The organism is Inquilinus limosus, from assembly GCF_002195995.1.
Classification (GTDB): domain Bacteria; phylum Pseudomonadota; class Alphaproteobacteria; order DSM-16000; family Inquilinaceae; genus Inquilinus; species Inquilinus limosus_C.
The window spans coordinates 1-23,252 of sequence record NZ_NHON01000124.1; the positions used below are offsets into that span (position 1 = coordinate 1).

25 protein-coding genes and 2 pseudogenes are annotated in these 23,252 nt (G+C 69.9%); 15 read left to right on the forward strand and 12 right to left on the reverse strand.

The features are described from left to right. Positions 1–66: 66 nt before the first annotated feature. The gene (locus BWR60_RS32705; RefSeq protein ID WP_088156947.1) at positions 67–1,023 is read left to right on the forward strand and encodes an ABC transporter ATP-binding protein; all 957 of its coding nucleotides are present in this window, start codon (positions 67–69) and stop codon (positions 1,021–1,023) included. Between the two features lie 4 nt (positions 1,024–1,027). Here the strand turns inward: BWR60_RS32705 and BWR60_RS32710 are convergent, their stop codons facing one another. The 4 genes from BWR60_RS32710 to BWR60_RS32725 form a co-directional block, all read right to left on the reverse strand. Then, positions 1,028–1,642, reverse strand: a complete 615-nt coding sequence (locus tag BWR60_RS32710) for a LysE family translocator (RefSeq protein WP_088156949.1) — start codon at positions 1,640–1,642, stop codon at positions 1,028–1,030. Between the two features lie 60 nt (positions 1,643–1,702). Beyond that, on the reverse strand, positions 1,703–2,530 hold the full coding sequence (locus BWR60_RS32715) for an SDR family oxidoreductase (protein WP_088156951.1): 828 nt from the start codon (positions 2,528–2,530) through the stop codon (positions 1,703–1,705). A 12-nt stretch (positions 2,531–2,542) separates the two neighbouring features. Continuing rightward, positions 2,543–5,317, reverse strand: a complete 2,775-nt coding sequence (gene polA, locus BWR60_RS32720; RefSeq protein WP_088156953.1) for a DNA polymerase I — start codon at positions 5,315–5,317, stop codon at positions 2,543–2,545. A 78-nt stretch (positions 5,318–5,395) separates the two neighbouring features. Beyond that, the gene (locus BWR60_RS32725; protein ID WP_088156955.1) at positions 5,396–5,761 is read right to left on the reverse strand and encodes a VOC family protein; all 366 of its coding nucleotides are present in this window, start codon (positions 5,759–5,761) and stop codon (positions 5,396–5,398) included. Between the two features lie 140 nt (positions 5,762–5,901). Between BWR60_RS32725 and BWR60_RS32730 the strand changes: the two genes are divergently transcribed. Further along, complete coding sequence (locus BWR60_RS32730; RefSeq protein ID WP_088156957.1) at positions 5,902–6,549, forward strand: dihydrofolate reductase family protein; 648 nt, start codon at positions 5,902–5,904, stop codon at positions 6,547–6,549. 27 nt (positions 6,550–6,576) lie between these two features. On the opposite strand, the gene BWR60_RS32735 is transcribed toward BWR60_RS32730, so the two are convergent. The 4 genes and pseudogenes from BWR60_RS32735 to rdgB form a co-directional block, all read right to left on the reverse strand. After that, on the reverse strand, positions 6,577–6,894 hold the full coding sequence (locus BWR60_RS32735; protein ID WP_088156959.1) for a helix-turn-helix domain-containing protein: 318 nt from the start codon (positions 6,892–6,894) through the stop codon (positions 6,577–6,579). After that, positions 6,872–7,260: pseudogene (locus tag BWR60_RS39100) on the reverse strand (type II toxin-antitoxin system RelE/ParE family toxin). Before BWR60_RS39100 ends, BWR60_RS32735 begins: the two are co-directional and overlap by 23 nt. Before the next feature lie 104 nt (positions 7,261–7,364). Continuing rightward, positions 7,365–8,519, reverse strand: a complete 1,155-nt coding sequence (gene hemW / locus BWR60_RS32745) for a radical SAM family heme chaperone HemW (protein WP_088156961.1) — start codon at positions 8,517–8,519, stop codon at positions 7,365–7,367. Positions 8,520–8,681: 162 nt separating this feature from the next. Continuing rightward, positions 8,682–9,326 (reverse strand): RdgB/HAM1 family non-canonical purine NTP pyrophosphatase, encoded by a 645-nt coding sequence (gene rdgB / locus BWR60_RS32750; protein ID WP_088156963.1) that lies wholly within the window; start codon positions 9,324–9,326, stop codon positions 8,682–8,684. A gap of 95 nt (positions 9,327–9,421) precedes the next feature. On the opposite strand from rdgB, the gene BWR60_RS32755 reads away from it, so the two are divergent. Both BWR60_RS32755 and BWR60_RS32760 read left to right on the forward strand, forming a co-directional pair. Beyond that, complete coding sequence (locus BWR60_RS32755; protein WP_088156965.1) at positions 9,422–10,285, forward strand: NAD(P)-dependent oxidoreductase; 864 nt, start codon at positions 9,422–9,424, stop codon at positions 10,283–10,285. Between the two features lie 168 nt (positions 10,286–10,453). Next, on the forward strand, positions 10,454–10,981 hold the full coding sequence (locus BWR60_RS32760; protein ID WP_179222049.1) for a DUF962 domain-containing protein: 528 nt from the start codon (positions 10,454–10,456) through the stop codon (positions 10,979–10,981). On the opposite strand, the gene BWR60_RS32765 is transcribed toward BWR60_RS32760, so the two are convergent. The 3 genes from BWR60_RS32765 to rph all read right to left on the reverse strand — a co-directional run bounded on the left by BWR60_RS32765 (position 10,957) and on the right by rph (position 13,172). Beyond that, positions 10,957–11,736: a hypothetical protein gene (locus BWR60_RS32765; RefSeq protein ID WP_088156969.1), complete on the reverse strand. Its 780-nt coding sequence runs from the start codon at positions 11,734–11,736 to the stop codon at positions 10,957–10,959. The genes BWR60_RS32760 and BWR60_RS32765 overlap by 25 nt on opposite strands. Positions 11,737–11,767: 31 nt before the next feature. Further along, a complete protein-coding gene (locus tag BWR60_RS32770) occupies positions 11,768–12,370 on the reverse strand; it encodes a hypothetical protein (protein ID WP_088156971.1) in 603 nt (200 codons plus the stop codon). 82 nt (positions 12,371–12,452) lie between these two features. Next, positions 12,453–13,172, reverse strand: coding sequence for a ribonuclease PH (rph, locus tag BWR60_RS32775; protein ID WP_088156973.1), 720 nt, complete (start codon positions 13,170–13,172; stop codon positions 12,453–12,455). 115 nt (positions 13,173–13,287) lie between these two features. Here rph and hrcA point away from each other — a divergent pair, with 115 nt between their 5' ends. The 11 genes from hrcA (at position 13,288) to BWR60_RS32825 (ending at position 22,729) form a co-directional block, all read left to right on the forward strand. Continuing rightward, positions 13,288–14,388: a heat-inducible transcriptional repressor HrcA gene (gene hrcA, locus BWR60_RS32780; protein WP_230983258.1), complete on the forward strand. Its 1,101-nt coding sequence runs from the start codon at positions 13,288–13,290 to the stop codon at positions 14,386–14,388. A 14-nt stretch (positions 14,389–14,402) separates the two neighbouring features. After that, positions 14,403–14,996, forward strand: coding sequence for a nucleotide exchange factor GrpE (grpE, locus tag BWR60_RS32785; protein WP_088156993.1), 594 nt, complete (start codon positions 14,403–14,405; stop codon positions 14,994–14,996). Continuing rightward, the gene (locus BWR60_RS38800) at positions 14,996–15,127 is read left to right on the forward strand and encodes a hypothetical protein (RefSeq protein WP_274519155.1); all 132 of its coding nucleotides are present in this window, start codon (positions 14,996–14,998) and stop codon (positions 15,125–15,127) included. The genes grpE and BWR60_RS38800 overlap by 1 nt, the downstream gene beginning before the upstream one ends. 122 nt (positions 15,128–15,249) lie before the next feature. After that, positions 15,250–16,686 (forward strand): ATP-binding protein, encoded by a 1,437-nt coding sequence (locus tag BWR60_RS32790; RefSeq protein WP_088156975.1) that lies wholly within the window; start codon positions 15,250–15,252, stop codon positions 16,684–16,686. A gap of 104 nt (positions 16,687–16,790) precedes the next feature. Next, positions 16,791–17,852 (forward strand): phosphate ABC transporter substrate-binding protein PstS, encoded by a 1,062-nt coding sequence (gene pstS, locus BWR60_RS32795; protein ID WP_252997358.1) that lies wholly within the window; start codon positions 16,791–16,793, stop codon positions 17,850–17,852. A gap of 84 nt (positions 17,853–17,936) precedes the next feature. Then, positions 17,937–18,917: a phosphate ABC transporter permease subunit PstC gene (pstC, locus tag BWR60_RS32800; protein WP_088156977.1), complete on the forward strand. Its 981-nt coding sequence runs from the start codon at positions 17,937–17,939 to the stop codon at positions 18,915–18,917. 5 nt (positions 18,918–18,922) lie between these two features. Beyond that, on the forward strand, positions 18,923–19,786 hold the full coding sequence (gene pstA, locus BWR60_RS32805; protein ID WP_088156979.1) for a phosphate ABC transporter permease PstA: 864 nt from the start codon (positions 18,923–18,925) through the stop codon (positions 19,784–19,786). A 26-nt stretch (positions 19,787–19,812) separates the two neighbouring features. Further along, positions 19,813–20,619 carry a phosphate ABC transporter ATP-binding protein PstB gene (gene pstB, locus BWR60_RS32810; protein ID WP_429913055.1) on the forward strand — a complete coding sequence of 269 codons (807 nt, stop codon included), beginning with the start codon at positions 19,813–19,815 and terminating at the stop codon, positions 20,617–20,619. Between the two features lie 26 nt (positions 20,620–20,645). Next, positions 20,646–21,377 carry a phosphate signaling complex protein PhoU gene (phoU, locus tag BWR60_RS32815; RefSeq protein WP_088156983.1) on the forward strand — a complete coding sequence of 244 codons (732 nt, stop codon included), beginning with the start codon at positions 20,646–20,648 and terminating at the stop codon, positions 21,375–21,377. Beyond that, positions 21,374–22,081 (forward strand): phosphate regulon transcriptional regulator PhoB, encoded by a 708-nt coding sequence (gene phoB / locus BWR60_RS32820; RefSeq protein WP_088156985.1) that lies wholly within the window; start codon positions 21,374–21,376, stop codon positions 22,079–22,081. The genes phoU and phoB overlap by 4 nt, the downstream gene beginning before the upstream one ends. Positions 22,082–22,147: 66 nt before the next feature. After that, positions 22,148–22,729, forward strand: coding sequence for a class I SAM-dependent methyltransferase (locus tag BWR60_RS32825; RefSeq protein WP_088156987.1), 582 nt, complete (start codon positions 22,148–22,150; stop codon positions 22,727–22,729). Between the two features lie 190 nt (positions 22,730–22,919). On the opposite strand, the pseudogene BWR60_RS37410 reads toward BWR60_RS32825, so the two are convergent. Beyond that, positions 22,920–23,252 (reverse strand): annotated as a pseudogene (locus BWR60_RS37410) (hypothetical protein); the annotation flags it as partial.

Below are 23,252 nucleotides of genomic sequence, written 5' to 3' on the forward strand. Positions count from 1 at the left end.
CCCCCCTCCCGCGAGGGGAGGGGGGACTCAATGGGGTAACCGGCGGCCGGCGGCGAGGGCTGCCCGATGACCGAGCCTCTCCTGATCCTTGACCGCATCGTCAAGCGCTTCGGCCGCGCGCCGGAGGCGGTGCAGGCGGTCGACGGCGTGTCGCTCGCCATCGCGCCGGGCGAGGTGCTCGGCCTCGTCGGCGAGTCCGGCTCGGGCAAGTCGACGCTCGGCCGGCTCGCCGCCAGGCTGGCCGATCCCGACAGCGGCACGATCCGCTTCGCCGGGCAGGACGTCACCCGCCGCCAGGGCCGTGCCCTCGGGCCGCTCAGGGCGCAGATCCAGCTGGTGTTCCAGGACCCCGCCGGCTCGCTCAACCCGCGCGACACGGTCGGCACGGCGGTGGCGGACCCGCTGCGCGTCGCCGGGGTGGCGCGGGCCGAGCGGCGCGACCGCGTCGCCTGGCTGCTCGACCGGGTGGGGCTCGGCAGCGGCCTCGCCGATCGCTATCCGCACGAGCTGTCCGGCGGCCAGCGCCAACGCGTCGCCATCGCCCGGGCGCTCGCGCCGCAGCCGAAGCTGGTGATCTGCGACGAGCCGGTGTCGGCGCTCGACGTCTCGGTCCGCGCCCAGGTGCTGGACCTGCTGGCGGAGCTCAGGGCCGAGCTCGGCCTCGCCTATCTCTTCATCAGCCACGACCTGGCGGTGGTGCGCCATGTCGCCGACCGGGTGGCGGTGATGCATCTCGGCCGCATCGTCGAGAGCGGGCCGACCGGCCGGGTCTGGTCGCGGCCCGGCCATCCCTACACGCGGGCGCTGCTCTCGGCCGTGCCGCGGCTGCGCCCGGCGCCCGGCGAGCGGCGCATCCTGCTGCAGGGCGACCCGCCCAGCCCGCGCCGGCCGCCCTCCGGCTGCCGCTTCCGCACCCGCTGCCCGCTCGCCTTCGACCGCTGCGCCGTCGAGGACCCGCCGCCGGTCGACCTCGGCGGGGGGCAGGAGGCGGCGTGCCTGATCGCGGGGGAGGGTGAGCCTTGAGCGGCTACTTCGCCCGGGTGAAGGCGAGCCAGACCCCGCCTCCAATCAGGCACACGCCGCCGGTGCGAGACACCAGGCGCACATGCCGGCGCGACAGCGCGCTGCCGGCCCGGCCGGTCAGCATCGCGTACATCCCGTCGGACGCCGCCGCGACCACCAGGGCGGTGACGCCCAGCAGCAGCACCTGGCTGGACTGGTCGGTGCCGGGCTGGACGAATTGCGGGATGAAGGCGCCGAAGAACAGCAGCATCTTCGGGTTGCTCAGCGCCACCAGCAGGCCCTGCAGCACGAAGCCGCCGCGCGGCGGGCGCAGGCTGCCGGGGTCCGCCAGCGTGTCCGGCGCGCGCAGCAGCTTCCAGCCGATCCAGACCAGATATGCGGCGCCGGCCAGGCGCAGCCAGTCGAACCAGTGGCCCATCGCCTCGACCACCGCGGCCAGGCCGACCACCAGCACGCCGAGCATGACGACGAGGCCGAGCTGCCCGCCGAGGATGTTGAGCAGCCCGGCGCGGGTGCCGTGGGTCAGGCTGTTGGCGATGATCAGCGTCACCGACGGCCCCGGGATGATCGCGACCAGGATGCAGGCGGCGATATAGGCGAGATAGACCTCGATGGTCATGGGCAGTCCCCTCCGAACCGAAGCGGCCATGCTCCCATGGCCGCGGGTGTCAGGGAAGGGCTATCCCTTCGCCTTCGCCGCCGCGGCCATCGCCTGCTCGGCGATCACGCCCATCGAGGCCGCGGCGCCGCCCAGAGACCAGCCGCCGTCCACCGGCAGCACCGCGCCGGTGATGAAGCCGGCGAGGGGGGAGGAGAGGAGACGGCAGGCGGCGGCGACGTCCTCGGCCACGCCCATCCGACCCAAGGGCACACTGCGTTCGACCAAAGCGCGGGCCTGCGGCGTCGGCGCCAGCCGGGCCATGCCCTCGGTCTCGTCGATCGGGCCGGGGATGACCGAGTTGATGCGGATGCCGTCGCGGCCCCATTCCATCGCCAGCACCCGGGTCAGCATGTCGACGCCGGCCTTGGCGGCGCAGACATGGGCCTGCATCGCCATCGGCGCCTCGGCCTGCGGGGCGGAGATGTTGATCACCGAGGCGCCCGGCTTGCGCAGAAAGGGGTGAGCGGCGCGCAGCACGTGGAAGCTGCCCAGCAGGTCGATGTCGACCACCGACTTGAAGCCGTTCGCCGACATGCCCAGCGCTGGCGCCGGGAAGTTCCCCGCCGCGCCGGAGACCAGCACATCGAAGTCACCGTATGCGTCATGCGCGGCCTTCAGCGCGGCCTCGGTGGCGGCGTAGTCGCGGACGTCGGCGGCGGTGCCCATGGCCTCGGCCCCCGCCGCGCGCAGCCGGGCCACGGCCGCGTCGACCTTCTCCGGGCTGCGGCTCATCACCGCCACCCGCGCCCCGGCCCGGGCGAAGCCCAGGGCGATGCCGAGATTGATGCCGCTGGTGCCGCCGGCGACGAACACCGCCTTGCCGGCGAAGTCGATGGTCTCGGCCATGGTCCCGCTCCCTCAGTGCGCCTCGGCCCAGCTGTGGCCGATGCCGGCCTCGGCGATCAGCGGCACCTCCAGCGTCGCCGCCGACTGCATCACCGCTTGGGCCAGCTCGGCGGTGCGCTGCGCCTCGTCCTCCGGCGCCTCGAACAGCAGCTCGTCATGCACCTGCAGCAGCATCCGCGCCTTCAGCCCGGCCTCCTCCAGCGCATGCGGCAGCTTGCCCATGGCGCGCTTGATGATGTCGGCCGCGGTGCCCTGGATCGGGGCGTTGATCGCCTGCCGCTCGGCGAAGGCGCGGCGGGCCGGGTTCGGGTCCTTGATCCCCGGCACATGGCATTTGCGGCCGAACAGCGTCTCGACCCAGCCGCGCTCGCGGGCGATGCGCTTGGTCTCGTCCATCCAGGCCTTCAGCTCCGGCAGACGGTCGAGATAGGCGCGGATGAAGGCGGTGGCCTCGCCCTGCGGGATGCCCAGCTGCGCTGCCAGCCCGAAGCCGGAGATACCGTAGATGATGCCGAAATTGATGGCCTTGGCCTTGCGCCGCGTCTCCGGCGTCATCTCCGCCAGCGGCACGTTGAACACCTGGCTGGCGGTCATGGCGTGGATGTCGGTGCCGTCGAGGAAGGCCTGCTTCAGCAGCGCCACATCGGCGATCTGCGCCACCAGCCGCAGCTCGATCTGGCTGTAGTCGACCGAGACCAGCTTGTGCCCCGGCTCCGCCACGAAGGCGTAGCGGATCTTCCGCCCCTCCTCGGTGCGGATCGGGATGTTCTGCAGGTTCGGCTCGTTCGAGGACAGCCGGCCGGTGTTGGTGGCGGCCAGTGAGAAGGAGGTGTGGACCCGCCCGCTCTTCTCGTTGATCTGGCTCTGCAGCGCGTCGGTGTAGGTGCCCTTCAGCTTGGCCAGCTGGCGCCATTCCAGGATCTGGTTGGCGATGGTGTGGCCCTGGGCGGCCAGCTGCTCCAGCACGCTCGAATCGGTGGAGTAGGCGCCGGTCTTGCTGCTCTTCTTGCCGCCGGGGATGCCCAGGCGCTCGAACAGCACCTCGCCCAGCTGCTTCGGGCTGCCGACGTTGAACGGCCCCTGGGCCGAGAGGTGGATCTCCGCCTCCAGCGCCGCCATGCGCTCGGCGAACTCCATCGACAGCCGGGCCAGCGCGGCGCGGTCGACCTTGATGCCCGCCATCTCCATGTCGGAGATGACGCCGACCAGCGGCCGCTCGATGGTCTCGTAGACCGTCGCCATCCGCTCGCCCACCAGCCGCGGCTTCAGCAGCATGTGCAGGCGCAGGGTGATGTCGGCGTCCTCGGCGGCATAGGCCAGGGCCTTGTCCAGCGGCACCTTGTCGAAAGTGATGGCATTCTTGCCGGTGCCGCAGACCGAGGAATAGGGGATGGTGCGGTGCTGCAGATGCAGCTCCGACAGCTCGTCCATGCCGTGGCCATGCGCCCCGCCGTCGAGGACGTAGGAGATCAGCATGGTGTCGTCCCAGGGCGTGATCGGCAGGCCGACATCGGGCCGGCCCAGCACATGGGCGTCGTATTTCAGGTTGTGCCCGACCTTCAGCACCGACGGGTCGACCAGCACCGGGCCGAGGATGCGGCGGATCTCGGCCAGCGGGATCTGCTGCAGCGTGGTGCCGCCGAAATTCAGCCCGTCGCCCTCCGGCGGCACATGGGCCACCGGGATGTAGCAGGCCTTGCCGGGGGCCACGGCCAGCGAGATGCCGCACAGCATCGCCGCCTCGGCGTCCAGCGAGTTGGTCTCGGTGTCGATCGCCAGCACCCCTGCCTCGACCGCCGCATCGGCCCAGCGCTGCAGCGCCTCGGCGTCCTGCACCAGCTGATAGTCCTGGGCGATCGCCTCCGGTTTGCCCGGCGCCGCCAGGTCCGGCTCGTCGCCGCCGGTGGTGCCCAGCTTGTCGAATGATGCCTCGACCCGGGTGATGGTCGACCGGAACTCCATCTCCTCCAGGAAGCGCACCAGCTTCGACCGGTCCGGCGGCCGGGCGACGATGCCGTCCAGCCCGAACGGCACCGGCGCGTCGCTGCGCAGCTTCACCAGCTCGCGGCTGATCCGCGCCTGCTCGGCGTACTGGATCAGGGATTCGCGCCGCTTCGGCTGCTTGATCTCGCCGGCCCGGGCCAGCAGCGCATCGAGGTCGCCGTATTCGGTGATCAGCTGCGCCGCGGTCTTGATGCCGATGCCGGGCACGCCCGGCACGTTGTCGACGCTGTCGCCGGCCAGGGCCTGCACGTCGATCACCCGGTCCGGCGCCACGCCGAACTTCTCCATCACCTCGGCGGCGTCGATCGGCTTGTTCTTGATCGGGTCCAGCATGGTCACGCCGTCGCCGACCAGCTGCATCATGTCCTTGTCGGAGGAGACGATGACGGCGCGCGATCCCTCCTCCCGCGCCATCCGGCAATAGGTGGCGATGATGTCGTCGGCCTCGAAGCCCTCGATCTCGATGCCCGGCAGGTTGAAGGCCTCGCTGGTGGCGCGGATCAGCGGGAACTGCGGCACCAGCTCCTCCGGCGGGTCCGGCCGCTGGGCCTTGTAGGCGGGGTAGATCTCCTTGCGGAAGCTGCGCTCCGACTTGTCGTAGATCACCGCCAGGTGGTCGGCGTCGAGATCGGCCAGCAGGCGGATCAGCATGTTGGTGAAGCCGTAGACGGCGTTCACCGGCAGCCCGTCCGACTTGCGCATCATCATCGGCAGCGCGTGGAAGGCGCGGAAGATGTAGCCCGAGCCGTCGATCAGGTAATAGGTCTTCGGCGTGGTCGACATCGGCGGGCCCTCTCCGGACGGGAACAGAGCGCGACCATGCCGCGCCGGAGGGCGGGTGTCCACCCGGTCGGCGGAGGCCTAAGCGGGCTGGAACAGCTCGACCACGTTGCCGGACGGATCCTCGCACAGGATCTGCCGGCCGCCGGGGCCGGTGACGATGTCGTTGCGGAACCGCACGCCGCGGCCGCGCAGAGCGGCGACCAGGGCCGGCAGGTCATCGACCTGCAGCACGAATCGGTTCCAGCCGCCGGGCTCGGGCCTGCGTCCGTCCGGCATCGGCCGGCTGGCCGAGGCGCCGGGGCCGGCGACCCACAGCGTCAGCCCGTCCCGCTCGAGGATCGCCATGTTCGGCCCGAACTGCTGCTGCAGCCTGAACCCCAGGCTCTCCGTATAGAACGCGACCGCCTGGTCCACGTCCTGGACGATATACCGGACCGTCGGCATGACGCTGCCTCCCGGATGATCTCGGTTGAAAGGATAGCGCCGGCGACGGGGCACGGACAGGTCGCATCACAATGTGATTGCATTTACTAACTAGTTGCTATACGAAATCAGAAAGCAACGTCATCTGGAGGAACGCCGTCATGTCCAAGCTCGTTGTCCGCGCCTTCTCCCTCTCTCTCGACGGCTACGGCGCTGGGCCGGAGCAGAGCCTCAAGAACCCGCTCGGCAAGGGCGGCGAGGAGCTGCACCGGTGGTTCTTCAACACCCCGACGTTCCTGGCCATGACTGGGAAGGAGGGCGGGGAGGCCGGCATCGACGCGGATTTCGCCGCCAGCAGCTTCGAGAATGTCGGCGCCTGGATCCTCGGCCGGAACATGTTCGGGCCGGTGCGCGGCCCCTGGCCGGACGACAGCTGGAAGGGCTGGTGGGGCGACACCCCGCCCTATCATGTGCCGGTCTTCGTCCTCACCCACCATGCCCGTCCGCCGATCGAGATGAAGGGCGGCACCACCTTCCACTTCATCACCGACGGCATCGATTCGGCGCTGCGTCAGGCGCGCGAGGCGGCGGGCGGCAAGGATGTGCGGGTCGGCGGCGGCGTCGCCACCGTCCGGCAGTATCTGCGCCGCGAGCTGATCGACGAGATGCACCTGGCCCTTTCACCCGTCCTGCTGGGCAGCGGGGAGAGCCTGTTCGCCGGGATCGACCTGCCGGCCCTGGGCTATGCCGTCGGCGAGCGTGTCAGCAGCCCGAACGCCACCCATGTCACGGTGACGAAGCGCACGTGACAACGGCGCTTCAAGCCATCACCTATCTCAAGCGATGGCTTGAAGCCCTTTCTTCTGGATCACGGTCAGCAGGCGGAGAGCTGGACCGCCCGGCTTCTTGATGCCTCTTTCCCAATCCGAGACCAGATTTTTGCTGACGTTGAGATAGCGCGCAAAGACCGGTTGCGAGAGGTGCTCGCGTTCCCGGATGGCCCGGATCTCCTCGGGAGCCAAGGCGCGCACCGGGGTCAGGCAAGCCTCATCGAACTCGCGCATCGTCTGCTTGTCGATCGCCCCGACCCCGTGCAGCGCTTCCATCGTCTCGTGGATGGCCGCGAGCGCATCACTCCGATACTTCTTCGCCATCGCCTGCTATCTCCACGAACTGTTTGCGCTCGACCAACTCGGCCAGATGCTTTTCCGAAAGGCCGAGCACATGCTTGGCTGCCTTCTTGAATGCCTCTTCTTCGTCCGTGTCGATGTTGGTCCGCTCATTCTTGGCGAACCCGTAGACAAAAAAGCGCATTGTCCTTTCCGATACAAGATGATGGAGCGATAGCCGCTGGACTTTCCCTGACCGGGACGGGCGATCCGCTGCTTCAAGACACCGCCGCCGAGATCGGCGTCGATCTGGCCTTTCTCGGCACGGCTGACGGCATCCATCAAGGCGGCATCAAGAATCCTGTGCTTTCGAGCAAATCGCTCGAACCACGCGTTCTTGAAGACCCTCACCGTCGCCTCATACGTCAATAACTATCACACTGAGCGTTATATTTCAAGGTGACGCCCCGAGATCCGGACAGCTTTGGCATTGGACCGGGCCTCGGTACGACGCCTCACCCCAGCAGCGCCGCCAGCACCGCGTCCAGGCGCTGGCGGCCGGCTGTGGTGGCGGTCAGGCGGGCCGCGTCCTCGGCCAGGAAGCCGCCGGCCACCAGCCGGTCCAGCCGGCGGCGGTCGATCGCCCGGTCGAAGGACCGGCCGGATTCGTCGGCGATGCGGGACTTCAGAACGCCCTCGGCCAGGCGCAGCCCCATCATCAGCATCTCGTCGCGGCGGCTTTCGGGCGGCACCGCCTCGCGCTCATGCTCGGCATGGCCCGCAGCCTCGACCCGCTCCAGCCACACCTCCGGCGCCCGGTGGGTGCGGGTGCCCCATTTGCCGTCGTTCAGCGTCAGCCGGCCATGCGCGCCTGGACCGATTCCGACATAGTCGCCATAGCGCCAATAGGTCAGGTTGTGGCGCGATTCCTCGCCGGGCCGGGCGTGGTTCGAGATCTCGTAGCCGGGCAGGCCGGCGGCGCCCAGCACCTCCGCCGTCGCCTCGTACAGGGCGGCCTGGGTGTCCTCGTCCGGCAGCACCAGCTCGCCGCGCGAATAGAGGGTGTGGAAGCGGGTGCCCTGCTCGATCGTCAGCTGATAGGCCGAGATATGGCCGACGGCGTGGTCCAGCGCCCGGCGCAGCTCCGCCGTCCAGCCGGCCACGGTCTGGCCCGGCCGGGCATAGATCAGGTCGAAGGAGAAGCGGTCGAAATGCCGGGCGGCCAGGCCGACGGCGGCCAGCGCCTCCGCCGCCGAATGGTTGCGGCCGAGGAAACGCAGCGACGCCTCGTCCAGCGCCTGGACGCCGAGCGACACCCGGTTCACCCCGGCGGCGCGGAAGCCGGCGAAGAGATGCGATTCGACCGAGGTCGGGTTCGCCTCCAGCGTGATCTCGACATCGGGCGTCAGGCCCCAGCGCTCGGCGGCGCGGTCGATCACCGCGGCGGCGGTGGCCGGCTGCATCAGCGACGGGGTGCCGCCGCCGAAGAAGATCGAGCTCAGGGTCCGGCCCGGCGTCAGGTCGGCGAAATGGTCCAGCTCCGCCACCAGCGCCCGGCGCCAGCGCTCATGCTCTACCTGCTCCCGGACATGCGAGTTGAAGTCGCAATACGGGCATTTCGACCGGCAGAACGGCCAGTGGACATAGAGGGCGAAGCCGGGGGCGGTCATCCGCGGCTCGCTTCGTCGCCGTCCGAGCCCGGGGNCCCTCACCCTCCCGGCCCAAGCGGGCCGGGCCCCTCCCTCTCCCCGAGGAGAGGGGATTGTTACCTCTCCCCCGGGGAGAGGTCGAAATCGCGAAGCGATTTCGGGTGAGGGGGAAGGACACAGGCGTCAGCTTTCAAAACACCGCGCCACCAGCTTGCGGAAGGCGTCGGCGCGGTGGCTCATGGCGTGCTTTTCGGCCGATTCCATCTCGCCGAAGGTGCGGTCGTGGCCGTCTGGCACGAAGATCGGGTCGTAGCCGAAGCCCTTGGTGCCGCGGGCCGGCCAGACCAGCTGGCCGCGGATCTCGCCCTCCACCGTCTCGCAATGGCCATCCGGCCAGCACAGCGACAGGGCGCAGACGAAGCGGGCGCTGCGGTCCGGGGTGTCGCCCAGCTTCAGCCGCACCTGTTCCATGGCGTAGGCGAAGTCGCGGCCGCTGCCGCCATTGGACTCAGAGGGCGGCTTCTCGGCCCAGCGGGCGGAGTAGATGCCGGGATCGCCGCCCAGGCCGGTGACGGACACGCCGCTGTCATCGGCCAGCGACGGCAGGCCGGTGGCTTCGGCGACGAAGCGGGCCTTCAGCTCGGCATTGGCGATGAAGGTATCTCCCGTCTCCTCCGGCTCCGGCACGTCGTGCTCCGCGGCCGAGGTCAGGCGGGCGACGCGGCCCTCCAGCAGGGCGGCGATCTCCGGGATCTTGCCCTTGTTGTGGCTGGCGATGACCAGGCGGTCGCCGGCGAAGTGGCGGGCGGGGGAGGCGGTGTTCGTCATGATGGGCATCAGATACGCGTGCCGGAGGCTGGAATCAAAGGCGGCGTCTGGTGCACTGTGTCGCCTCCAACGCATGGCGGTGAGGGGCGAGGACGATGAAGGTCGCATTCCTGGGCATGGGCGTCATGGGCGCGCCGATGGCGGGGCATCTGGTCAAGGCGGGGCACGAGGTCACCGTCTTCAACCGCACCGCGGCGAAGGCCGAGGCCTGGGCGGAGCGTCATGGCGGGGCTTGGGCGCCGACCCCGGCCGAGGCGGCGAAGGACGCCGCGATCGTGTTCATGTGCGTCGGCAATGACGACGACATCCGCTCCGTGGCCCAGGGGCCGGACGGCGCCTTCGCCGGCATGTCCGGCAGCGCCATCCTGGTCGACCACACCACGGCCTCGGCCGACATCGCCCGCGAGCTGGAGGCCGAGGCCGACCGGCTGGGCTTCGGCTTCCTCGACGCCCCGGTCTCCGGCGGCCAGGCGGGGGCCGAGAACGGCGTGCTGACGGTGATGTGCGGCGGGCGCGACGCGGTCTTCGCCATCGCCAAGCCGGTGATCGACAGCTATGCCCGCGCCTGCACGCTGATGGGCCCGGCCGGCGCCGGCCAGCTGACCAAGATGGTCAACCAGATCTGCATCGCCGGGCTGGTCCAGGCCCTGGCCGAGGGGCTGAACTTCGCCCAGAAGGCCGGGCTCGACGGCAACCTGGTGCTCGACGTGATCTCCAAGGGCGCGGCGCAGAGCTGGCAGATGGAGAATCGCGGCCGCACCATGCTGCAGAACAAGTTCGACTTCGGCTTCGCCATCGACTGGATGCGCAAGGACCTGGGCATCTGCTTCCAGGAGGCCAAGCACAACGGCGCCCGGCTGCCGGTGACGGCGCTGGTCGACCAGTTCTACGCGGCGGTCCAGGCCAAGGCCGGCGGCCGGGTCGACACGTCGAGCCTGCTGCTTGCTCTTCAGGACTGAAGCCGGGATCACCTAAGCCGTCATCGCGAGGCGCGAAGCGCCGTGGCGATCCAGAGGGCGGTGCCGCTGGATCGCCACGCCCCTGTGGGGCTCGCGATGACGGTTCTGTTGCAATTTTCGACGCGATTCGCCCCGCTGGGTTTATTCTCCTGGCGGGGAGGATCGCGCATGGCTTCGGATCTGTTCGATCGCCAGATGGCGATGTACACCAGCTTCCACCGCGACGGCCGCAACCGGCTGACCCATTTCTTCGGCATCCCGGCGATCATCCTGGCAGTTCTGCTGGTACTGGCGACCGTGCCGCTCGGCAGCATCGGCGGCTGGCCGGCGACGCTGGCCGACCTGGTTGCCCTGCTGGTCTGGCTCTTGTGGATCGCGCTCGATCTCGGCCTCGGCCTGGCCATGGCGGTGGTGGTGATCCCGGGGCTGATCGTCGCCCATGCGGTGGTCGCCGCCGGTTCGGGCTGGGTCACCTGGACCGTCGCCGCCGTGCTGTTCGTCGGCGGCTGGGCGCTGCAACTGGTGGGCCACGCCTATGAGGGCAAGCGTCCGGCCTTCCTGTCGAACCTGTTCCAGCTGCTGATCGGGCCGATGTTCCTGATGGCCGAGACCGCCTTCGCCCTCGGCCTGCGCTCCGGCCTGAAGCACCGGGTCGAGGCCGCGGCGGACGCCTATTTCTCCAGGGCCGGCCGATAGGTCTCGAGGTCGGTGACCAGCAGGTCGTGCGCCATGTCGGCGCGGATGCGGCCGCCGAGATCGCCTTCGGCCGCCAGCGCCGCCTCGTAGGTGGAGCGCAGCGCCCGGCAGACATCGCCGGGCTTCGCGCCCGCCATCTCGTCTGCCGCCAGCACCGACCATGCCTTGATGTCGGTGCCGCGCTGCTGCGCCGCCAGGGCGAAGTCCCGATAGTCCTGGTCCTGCATCGCCCGCGCCGGCACCGGCCGGTCGCGGCCGTCGGCGATCGCGGTCAGGATCTGATGCAGCCGGGCCAGGAACAGCCGCCCGATCTCCGGCGTCGGGGCGGCCATGGCCGGGCCGCTGGAGACCAGGGCCTTGCACAGCGCCCCATCGCCCTCGCCGACCGTCCGGACGATGTCGGCCTGGGTCGCGATCACGGCCGCCAGGTCGGCATCCGGCGCCGACAGGATCCGGTCCCCGTCCCGGGCCTGGATCGTCACGAAGGTCCGGGCCACGGCCGTCTTCACCTCGTCCGGCGGCCGCTGCGCCTTGTAGGCGGCGACGACCGTGTTCATCAGCGTGTCCAGGTCGGCGGGGAAGCGGTCGGACAGCAGGTCGAGCAGGTTGGGCGCACCGGGGCCGGCCTCGGCATAGCCCTGGCGCATCGACCGCAGCAGCTCGGCGCGCAGCGCGGCATCGTCCTCGGCATGTCCGCTGCCCGCAGGCAACACCATCAGCAGCGCCGCCGCGATCCCGGCAAGAACCCATCCCATCTTCGTCCTCCTCATCCGCCCGCCCGCAACCTCAGGGCCCGACCACGCCCGGCGGCTCGGCGCCGGCGGCGCAGGACTCCAGGCCTTGGATGGCCTGCCACAGATTGCCGGCCGCGATGGTCAGGGTCTCCTCGGGCACCGGCTTGCCGCCGCGGATGGCGGTGAAGCGCAGCGTCGCCTCGTCGGCGTCGAGCGCCTGCTGCAGCGCCGGCGTCTCCTCCAGCGTGAAGCGCCAGGTCGGCAGGCCGGGCGACTCGACTGGGACCGCCACAGCGTGGGTCCCCAGCCGCAGCTCGGCCGTGCCGTCGGGGTCGAAGCGGCCGCCCGCCTGCACCAGGCCGGGGGCGGAGACCAGGATCTCGATCCGGTTCCGCTCGTCACGCCGGACCCATTCGGTCTGGCCGACCTGCCCGCCGTTCAGGCGCAGGAAGCAGACATTGCCGGGCAGCCGGTACAGCACCGGACCGCCGGCCTCGGGCGCGTAGTCGATCAGCTTCTTGGCATGGGGCAGGGCGGCCAGGCTGCGGAGCGCCGAGAGGGCATCCGCGATCGCCTCGGGGACTCCGGGGACAGGGGCGCTGATCCCCATGAACAGGGAGATGATCACCCAGTGCCAGATTGAGAACACGCCCATGCAGCCCTCCCGCCCGCGGGCCGGCAGGATTTCACGGCCGCCCTCCCGGCTCAAGCGCCGGGAGATGACAGCCGGGCTGGACTCAGTCTTCTCCCAGCGCGGCCTTCTGGATCGCCGCCAGCTCGGCCGTGCCCTTCTCGGCCAGTGCCATCAGCGCCTCGAACTCGGCCCGGGTGAAGGGCGTCTGCTCCGCCGTCGCCTGCACCTCGACCAGTCCGCCCTTGCCGGTGATGACGAAGTTGGCATCGGCCTGGGCGCTCGAATCCTCGGCATAGTCGAGGTCCAGCACCGCCTGGCCCTGGTGCAGGCCGCAGGAGATGGCGGCGACGCTGTCGATCAGCGGCAGCGCCTTGATCTTGCGGATCTGCACCAGGTGGCGCAGCGCCAGCACCAGCGCGACGTAGCCGCCGGTGATCGCCGCGGTGCGGGTGCCGCCATCGGCCTGCAGCACGTCGCAATCGACCTTGACCTGGATCTCGCCCAGCGCCTTCAGGTCGGTGACGGCGCGCAGCGACCGGCCGATCAGGCGCTGGATCTCCTGCGTCCGCCCGGTCTGCTTGCCGCGCGCGGCCTCGCGGTCGGTGCGCTGGTCGGTGGCGCGCGGCAGCATGCCGTACTCCGCCGTGACCCAGCCCTTGCCGCCGTTCTTCAGCCAGGACGGCACCCGGTCGTCGACCGAGGCGGTGCACAGCACATGGGTGTCGCCGAACTTCACCAGGCACGAGCCCTCGGCGTATTTGTTGACGTCGGTCTCGAGGTTGATGGCGCGCAGGGCGTCGAAGGCGCGTCCGGACGGTCGCATGGGGTCGCTTTCTGTTCTCGGCGAAGGACGCGCACGCTATCCTCGCGGGTCCTGCCCGTAAAGCCCGGGATCGTTGATTCGGGTGGAACGGTGCCTACATAGCGTGGCGACGGCCATGAGCATGCTGAACGAACTTTCCAGCCGATCCGGCGGCCAGGCGTTCCGGGACCTCGACGAGCGATCGCGGGAGATCTTCCGCCTGATCGTCGACGCCTATGTCCAGTCGGGCGAGCCGGTGGGCAGCCGCACGCTGTCGCGCCGGCTCGGCATGTCGCTGTCGCCGGCGACGATCCGCAACGTCATGTCCGACCTGGAGGATGCCGGGCTGCTCTACGCCCCGCACACCTCGGCCGGACGGCTGCCGACCGATGCGGGCCTGCGCCTGTTCGTGCACGGGCTGATGCAGCTCGGCGATGTCGGCGAGAGCGAGCGCGCGTCGATCGAGGCGCTGTGCGCCCAGGCCGGGCGCGGCGTGTCGGAGATGCTGGAGGAGGCGACCTCCGCCCTCTCCGGCCTGTCGGCCTGCGCCGGGCTGGTGCTGGCGCCGAAGACCGACCGGCCGCTGAAGCATATCGAGTTCGTCAACCTGTCGCCCGGCCGCGCCTTGGTGGTGCTGGTGACCGAGGACGGCATGGTCGAGAACCGGGTGCTGGAGGTGCCGCTGGGCCTGCCGGCCTCGACCTTCGTCCATGTCACCAACTACCTCAACGCCCGCATCGTCGGCCGCACCATCGGCGAGGCCCGGGCCGAGGTGCTGGGCGAGATCGAGACGCAGAAGAGCCAGCTCGACAGCCTCGCGGCCAAGGTGGTGGCGGCCGGCCTCGCCACCTGGAGCGGCGGCGGGGGCGGCACGCTGATCGTCAAGGGCCAGTCGCGCCTGCTCAACGACGTCACCGCGCTGGAGGATCTGGAGCGCATCCGCGGCCTGTTCCAGGCGCTGGAGACCAAGGAGGCGCTGCTCAAGATGCTCGACGCGGCCAATGCCGCCGAGGGCGTGCAGATCTTCATCGGTGCCGAGAACGGGCTGTTCAGCCACACCGGCTGCTCGATGATCATCGCCCCGTACAAGGGGGGCGACCAGCGCGTGGTGGGCGCCGTCGGCGTGATCGGGCCGACCCGGCTGAATTATGCGCGCATCATCCCGATGGTCGACTACACCGCGAAGATGATAGGCCGTCTCCTCAGAACCAACGAGACCACGAACCAGGTAGCATGATGCACAACAAGACGATGTCCGCCGAGCCCCGCCCCGAGGCGACGGAGCCGGAGACCGGGGCCGCCGGGCCCGAGGTCGAGGGTGTCGCCGAATCCGGGGCCGCCGGCGCCACCGACGACGCTGCCCTGGCCGCGGCGCTGGAGCGCGTCGCGGAGCTCGAGGCCGAGACCGCCAAGCTGAAGGACCAGGCGCTGCGCGCCATGGCGGAGACCGAGAACATCCGCCGCCGGTCGGAGCGCGAGCGCGAGGACACGGCGAAATACGCGATCTCCGGCTTCGCCAAGTCGCTGCTCGACGCCGCCGACAACCTGCGCCGCGCCATCGACGCGGTGCCGGGCGAGGCGGTCGAGGCCGATGCGGCGCTGAAGACCCTGGTCGACGGCGTCGCCGCCACCGAGCGCCAGCTGCTGGCCGCCTTCGAGCGCCACGGCGTGACCCGGATCGAGCCGGTCGGCGAGGCCTTCGACCCGAACTTCCACCAGGCCATGTTCGAGCTGCCGGGCACCGGCAAGCCGTCCGGCACCATCGTCCAGGTGGTCCAGCCCGGCTATGTGCTGCAGGGCCGGCTGCTGCGCCCGGCGATGGTCGGCGTGGCCCGGGGCGAATGATGCGGCGCCTCGGCCTCCTGGCCCTGCTGCTGGCGGTGGCGGTTGGCGCCGCCGCCTGCGGCGAGCGGTCGGACAAGCCGGCCAAGGGCCCCTATATGGGCGTCGGCGCCGGCGTGTCGGTCCCCTCCTGACGCATGGCGGCACCGGCCGCCATGTCGGGCAGGCGACATGAAACCGTCATCGAGCGCAGGTAGCGTCGCCGCTTCCCGCCTGATCGGGGTATTCTGAGGCTCGCTGCTCGAGGCGCGTTCGCATGGCCGGTCCGATCTATCGCCATCTGTTCGGCATCGCCGTGATCGCCGCCGTGGTGATCGTGCTGCTGTTCGTGTCGGCCGGGGCCGACGGGATCGGCGTCTGGCTGGCGGCGGGCGGCGCGGCGGTGGTGGTCGGCGTGGCCGGCCTGCTCGCCTGGCGCCTGCTGCGCGACCTGGACCTGCTGCGCCGGCATATCGAGGCCTCGACCGCCGAGGCGCCGGAGCGGCCGCCGCGGCCCGCGACCGAGATCGGCCAGATCCTGTTCCTGCATCTGCAGCGGCTGCAGCGCCATGCCCGCGGCCGCGAGCGCAGCCTGGCGGTGGAGCTGCAGACCGCGTCGGAGATCCTGGAGGCGCAGGACGACCCGATCCTGGTGCTGGCCGGCGACCGCAGCGTGCTGCGCGCCAACGAGGCCGCCGGCCGGCTGTTCGGCGACCGCCTGCTGGGCCGCGACATGGCCGAGGCGATCCGGCATCCGGAGATCGTCGCCGCGGTCGATGCCGTCCTCGCCGGCGGGCCGGTGCTGACCGTGCCGCTGAACCTGCCGGTGCCGATCGAGCGCGAGTTCGAGGTGCGGATCCAGCGCTTCGAGCGGCGCGGCGATGCCGGCGAGCGCGAATCCGGCGACCGGCCCGAGCCGGCGCTGCTGGTCACCTTCTACGACCTCACCGCCTCCAAGCGGGTCGAGCAGATGCGGGCCGATTTCGTCGCCAATGCCAGCCACGAGCTGCGCACGCCGCTGTCCAGCCTGATGGGCTTCATCGAGACGCTGCGCGGTCCGGCGAAGGACGATGAGGCGGCGCGCGAACGCTTCCTCGGCATCATGCAGCAGCAGTCCGAGCGCATGTCGCGGCTGGTCAACGATCTGCTGTCGCTGTCGCGGATCGAGCTGGACGAGCATGTGCCGCCGACCGGCCGGGTGACCGTGGGCCCGCTGCTGCAGTCGGTGGCCGACGCGCTGGAGCTGAAGGCCCAGCGCAAGGCGCAGCGGCTGGAGCTCGACCTGGCGCCGGACCTGCCCGAGGTGGTCGGGGATTCGGACCAGCTGTACCAGGTGTTCCAGAACCTGGTGTCGAACGCCATCAACTACGGCCGCCAGGGCGGCGTGGTCGGCCTGTCCGCCCGCACGGTGGCGGAGGGGCGGCGGACCAGCCTGGTGGTCAGCGTCAGCGACCAGGGCGAGGGCATCGCCCGCGAGCACCTGCCGCGGCTGACCGAGCGTTTCTACCGGGTCGACCCGGCGCGCAGCCGCGCCGTCGGCGGCACCGGCCTGGGCCTCGCCATCGTCAAGCACATCGTCAGCCGCCACCGCGGCCGGCTGGAGATCGACAGCGAGGCCGGCCGCGGCAGCGTCTTCACGGTGCACCTGCCCGCGGCGCCGGGCGGGAAGGCCGCCGGACGGGCGGTTCATAAAACTGTAACTGAACTGTCTTAAAAGCTTCGGTGGTGGCGACTTATAGCCTGCGCTCGGACACGGCACAGGCCGTCTGACCGGACGGCGCCTCAGGGGGGGCGCCGCACCATCACAGGGAGATTCCCGTGAAGCTGTTTTCACGATCCATCCTCCGCGGCGCCGCCATCGGCGCGGCGCTTGCGCTCGTGGCGGGCGCGTCCCAGGCGGCCGACATCACCGGCGCCGGCGCGACCTTCCCGGCCCCCGTCTACGCCAAGTGGGCGGACACCTATAAGAAGGAAAGCGGCGTCGGCCTGAACTATCAGGCGATCGGCTCCGGCGGCGGCATCAACCAGATCAAGGCCAAGACCGTCACCTTCGGCGCCTCCGACATGCCGCTGAAGGCCGAGGACCTGGATGCCGCCGGCCTCGTGCAGTTCCCGATGGTCATGGGCGGCGTCGTGCCGGTCGTGAACATCCCGGGCGTCGAGCCGGGCAAGCTGGTGCTCGATGGCGACACCATCGCCGAGATCTATCTGGGCGAGATCACCAAGTGGGACGACGCCAAGATCAAGAAGCTGAACCCGGACCTGACCCTGCCGAGCGCCGACATCGCCCCGGCCTACCGCGCTGACGGCTCCGGCACCACCTTCCTGTTCACCAACTACCTGTCGGCCGTGAACGCCAAGTTCAAGGACAGCGTCGGCGCCAGCACCTCGGTGCAGTGGCCGACGGGCATCGGCGGCAAGGGCAATGCCGGCGTCGCGGGCGCGGTGCAGCAGACCGAGGGCGGCATCGGCTATGTCGAATACGCCTACGTCAAGCAGAACAAGCTGACCTACGCCAAGATGGTCAACCATGACGGCAAGACCCTCGAGCCGACCCTGAAGACCTTCCAGGCCGCCGCCGCCAACGCGGATTGGGCCAACGCGAAGAACTACTTCGTCATCCTGACCAACCAGCCGGGTGCGGAGAGCTGGCCGATCACCGGCGCCAGCTTCATCCTGATGTACAAGCAGCCGCAGGACCCGGCCGCTGCCGCCACCGCGCTGCAGTTCTTCGCCTGGGCCTATGCCAAGGGCGTGTCGGACGCCGAAGGCCTCGACTACGTGCCGATGCCGAAGGCGGTCGTCGACATGGTCCACAAGACCTGGAACGACAACATCAAGGGCGCCGACGGCAAGGCGATCTGGACCGCGTCCAAGTGATCGCAGCCCGCTGTTGATCGATACGGCACCGTGCGGGTCGCTACCGACCGCACGGTGCCGCCTGCTTCCGGCACAAGGTGATTCATGGTGGATGCGACGTCGCAGAACATCGGCATGAGGATCGGCGCCCAGGTCGCCCGCCGCCAGCGCCTGGCGGACGCGGTTTTCCGCGCGGCCACGCAGTCCTTCGCCGTGCTGGTTCTGATCCTTCTCGGCGGCGCGATCGTGTCGCTGACCATCGGCGCCCTGCCGGCGCTGCAGGCCTTCGGTCCCGGCTTCTTCCTGGACCCGACCTGGCAGCCCCCGAAGGAGATCTTCGGCGGCCTGGCCCCGATCTACGGCACGCTGGTGACCTCGGTGATCGCCATGATCATCGCCGTCCCGGTCAGCTTCGGCATCGCCATCTTCCTGACCGAGCTGTGCCCGCCGATGCTCAAGCGGCCCGTCGGCATCGCCATCGAGCTCCTGGCCGGCATCCCCAGCATCATCTACGGCATCTGGGGCTTCCTGGTGCTGGGCCCGGTGCTGCAGCAGACCATCCTGCCCTTCCTCAAGGCCACGCTGGGCCAGCTGCCCGGCATCGGCTTCCTGTTCTCCGGCGTGATCTACGGCCAGGGCATCTTCACCGCGGGCATCGTCCTCGCGATCATGATCCTGCCCTTCATCACCGCCATCACCCGCGACGTGTTCGAGACGGTGCCGCCCCTGCTGAAGGAATCGGCCTACGGCCTGGGGGCGACGACCTGGGAGGTGATGTGGAAGGTGGTGCTGCCCTACAGCCGCGCCGGCGTGGTCGGCGGCGTCATGCTCGGCCTGGGCCGGGCGCTGGGCGAGACCATGGCCGTCGCCTTCGTCGTCGGCAGCGCCATCAAGATCAACGCGTCGCTGCTGGCTCCCGGCACGACGATCTCCGCGACGATCGCCAACCTGGCCAACTCCAACCCGAGCCAACTGCTGGACTCGGCCCTGCTCGCGCTCGGCCTGGCGCTGTTCGTCATCACCTTCATCGTCCTGTCGCTGGCCAAGCTTCAGCTGATGCGGCTGCAGCGCAAGGCAGGGAGCTGACCGCCATGCAGATCGCAACCGCCCGCTACGCCCGCCGCCGGGCGCTCAACGCGACGATGCTGACCATTTCGCTGGGCGCGGCCGTGTTCGGCCTGCTCTGGCTGGTCTGGATCCTGGCGACCCTCGTGATCAACGGCGTCGGGTCGCTCAGCCTGACCCTGTTCACGGAATCGACCCCGCCGCCCGGCTCCGACGGGGGCGGCCTGCTGAACGCGATCTACGGCAGCTTCATGATGACGCTGTTCGGCACGATCATCGGCACCATCGTCGGGATCATGGCCGGCACCTACCTGGCCGAGTTCGGCAAGACCAGCCGCCTCGCCGAGGTGATCCGCTTCGTCAACGACATCCTGCTCAGCGCCCCGTCGATCGTGATCGGCCTGTTCGTCTACCAGATCCTGGTCGCCGGCCTGTTCGGGCACTATTCGGGCTGGGCCGGGGCGACGGCGCTGGCGATCATCGCCATCCCGGTCGTCACCCGCACCACCGAGGACATGCTGCGGCTGGTGCCGAACAGCCTGCGCGAGGCCGCGTCGGCGCTGGGCTCGCCGCAGTGGAAGGTGGTGACGAATGTCTGCTACCGCGCGGCGCGCAACGGCATCATCACCGGCGTGCTGCTGGCGATCGCGCGCATCAGCGGCGAGACGGCGCCTCTCCTCTACACCTCGTTCAGCAGCCAGTTCTGGAGCGCCGACATGTCCCAGGCGATCGCGAACCTGCCGGTGACGATCTACCAGATGACGCTGAACAGCACGGATCCGCGCTCGGTGGAGCTGGCCTGGAGCGGGGCGCTCCTGATCACCGCGACGATCCTTCTTCTCAACATCATTGCCCGGGCGCTCTCCTCGCTCGGCAGCAAGCAGGGCTGACGGTCATGACAGGCAACGGTGCTCAGGTGACGACGCTCGACATCAATGTCGAGCGCCCCAAGGACCTCGGCCGCGACCTCCGCGAGAAGATCGCGGTCCGCAACCTGTCCTTCTTCTACGAGGACCATGAGGCGCTGAAGAAGATCAACCTGCCGCTGTACGAGCGCTGCGTGACCGCCTTCATCGGTCCGTCGGGCTGCGGCAAGTCGACCCTGCTGCGGATCCTGAACCGGATGTACGACCTGTACCCGAAGCAGCGCGCGGTCGGCGAGGTGCTGCTGGACGGTGAGAACATCCTCGGGCCGAAGCAGGACGTGAACCTGCTGCGCGCCCGGGTCGGCATGGTGTTCCAGAAGCCGACGCCGTTCCCGATGTCGATCTACGACAACGTCGCCTTCGGCATCCGGCTGTACGAAAAGCTGGACCAGGCCGAGATGGACAGCCGGATCGAGGCGGCGCTGCGCCGCGCCGCGCTGTGGGACGAGGTCAAGGACAAGCTGCGGAAGAGCGGCACCAGCCTCTCCGGCGGCCAGCAGCAGCGCCTGTGCATCGCCCGCACCATCGCGATGCGGCCCGACGTGCTGCTGCTCGACGAGCCGACCTCGGCGCTCGACCCGATCTCGACCGCGAAGATCGAGGAGCTGATCGACGAGCTGAAGACCGACTACACGATCGCCATCGTCACCCACAACATGCAGCAGGCGGCCCGCGCCGCCGACTTCACCGCCTTCATGTATCTTGGCGAGCTGGTCGAGTTCGGCGAGACCTCGGAGCTGTTCACCAGCCCGAAGAATGAGCGGACGCACAGCTACATCACCGGCCGCTTCGGCTGAGCACCGGGTCAGGAAGGGTCCGCGTCATGGCTAACGAACACATCGTCAAATCCTTCGACCAGGAGCTCGAGGCCCTGCGCCGCACCATCGTGCAGATGGGCGGCCTGGCCGAAAGCCAGCTCGAGCTCGCCATCCAGGCGGTGGTGCGCCGCGACGCGGACCTCGCCGGCCGGGTGATGCGCAGCGACGAACAGATGGACGCGTATGAGAACGCGGTCGACGCCGCCGTGGTCCAGATCCTGGCGCTGCGCCAGCCCTTCGCGGGCGACCTGCGCGAGGTGGTCTCGGCGCTCCGCATCGCCTCGGACCTGGAGCGGATCGGCGACTACGCCGCCAACATCGCCAAGCGGTCGCTGGCCCTGGCCCAGGTGCCGGTGGTCCGTCCGGTGACGACGCTGCCGCGCATGGGCCGGATGGTGCAGCAGATCATCAAGGACGTGCTCGACGCCTATACCGAGCGTGACCTGGACAAGGCACTGGCGGCCTGGCGCCAGGACGAGTCGGTCGACGACCTCTACACCAGCCTGTTCCGCGAGACCCTCACCTACATGATGGAGGATCCGCGCAACATCACCCCCTGCACCCATCTGCTGTTCATCGCCAAGAACATCGAGCGGATCGGCGACCACGCCACCAACATCGCCGAGCTGATCCACTTCCAGCTCACGGGCAAGCCGGTCAAGGATGCGCGGCCGAAGGGCGACTCCACCTCCTTCACCGTCGTCACCCCCGAGGCCAAGCCGGAGGACAATGCATGAGGGCCGGCATCCAGCCGCTGGTTCTGGTGGTCGAGGACGAGGTCGATCTCGTCACTCTCCTGACATACAACCTCGAGCGCGAAGGGTTCCGCGTCCTCGCCGCCTATGACGGCGAGGAAGCGCTGCTGCTGGCCAGCGAGCAGCGGCCGGACCTGGTGCTGCTCGACTGGATGCTGCCGCATCTCTCCGGCATCGAGGTCTGCCGCCAGCTGCGCCGCGGCGCCAAGACCAGGGACATCCCGGTGATCATGCTGACCGCGCGGGGCGAGGAGGGGGACCGCGTCCGCGGCCTCGATTCCGGCGCCGACGACTATGTCGCCAAGCCGTTCTCGACGCCGGAGCTGATGGCCCGGATCAAGGCGGTGCTGCGCCGCACCTCGCCGTCCAGCGCCGGCGACGTCCTCAGCTACGCCGATCTCAGCATGGATCTCGGCGGCCACCGCGTCCGCCGCGGCAACCGCGACGTCCATCTCGGCCCGACCGAGTTCCGCCTGCTGCGCCATTTCATGCAGCATCCGGGCCGGGTGTTCAGCCGCGAGCAGCTGCTCGACATCGTCTGGGGCCACGACGTCTATGTCGAGCCGCGGACCGTCGACGTGCATATCCGGCGCCTGCGCAAGGCGCTGAACGACGAGAGCGAGACCGACCTGATCCGCACCGTCCGCTCCGCCGGCTATTCGCTGGACGTCCAGGCCCAGGTCTAGCCCGCGCGTCGCGGAACCCTCTGCGAAAACTGGCGTTTGTCCTGACAAACGGCACGGAGATGTCGCATGAGCAAGGATTCCTGGCTGTATCTGCGGTTGTGGCTCCGCTCGCCGCTGAAGGTGGCGTCCTGGGCACCCTCCGGCCCCGCCGTGGCCAAGGCTTTCGCCCGGCATGTCGACCCGCGCTGCAGCGACCCGGTGCTCGAGCTCGGCGCCGGCTCCGGCAGCCTGACCGAAGGGCTGCTGGCGACCGGGCTGCCGCCGGAGAAGCTGGTCCTGGTCGAGAAGATGCCGGAGTTCTGCACCGTGCTGCGCCAGCGTTTCCCCGGCGTCACGGTGCTGGAGGGCGACGTGGCCGAGATCGGCCCGATGCTGGATGCGGCGGGCATCCGCCGGCTGTCCCTGGTGGCGTCCAGCCTGCCGATCATCTGGTTCCCGCTCGACCTGCAGCGCCGCATCATCGACGCCGCCTTCGCCCGCATGGGCCGGTCGGGGCGCTTCCTGCAGCTGACCAACCAGATCCTGTCGCCGCTGCCGCGGCGCAAGCTGGGGCTGCAGGGCCGCATGGTCGACTTCGTCTGGCGCAACCTGCCGCCGCTCGGCGCCTGGAGCTACCGCCGCCCCGCGGGCCTCGCCGACGCGGTGTGAGAGGCAGGAGCCCTCCTCCGCATTCCAACACCGTCATTGCGAGCGCAGCGAAGCAATCCAGGGCCAGCGCGAACCGGCCCCTGGATTGCTTCGTCGGCTTCGCCTCCTCGCAATGACGGTGTGACGCCGGCCCCAAAGAAAAAGCCCGCGCCACCCTTCGGCGGCGCGGGCTTCTGTCTGTCGAAGGTCCTCAGTTGCCCGGCGCGCTCGGCACGAACCAGCCGGTGGGCAGGCCGTTGGCCTGGCGGCGCGGCTCGCTGGCGTCGGCGACCTGCTGCGCCTGGGCGCGACCGGCCTTGGCCGAGGCCAGGCGGACCGGCGGGGCGTCGGGGATCGGTGCCATCCGGGTCGGCGCCACGGCGGCGCGGGCAGCCGGAGCCGGCACGGCCGCGACCTGGGTCGGGGCGGCCTGAACCTTGGCCGGCGCATCCGGGATCGGCGCCATCCGCACCGGCGCCGGGCGGGCGACCGGGGCGGCGGCGGCGACCTGGGTGCTGCCGTCGGGGATCGGGGCCATGCGCAC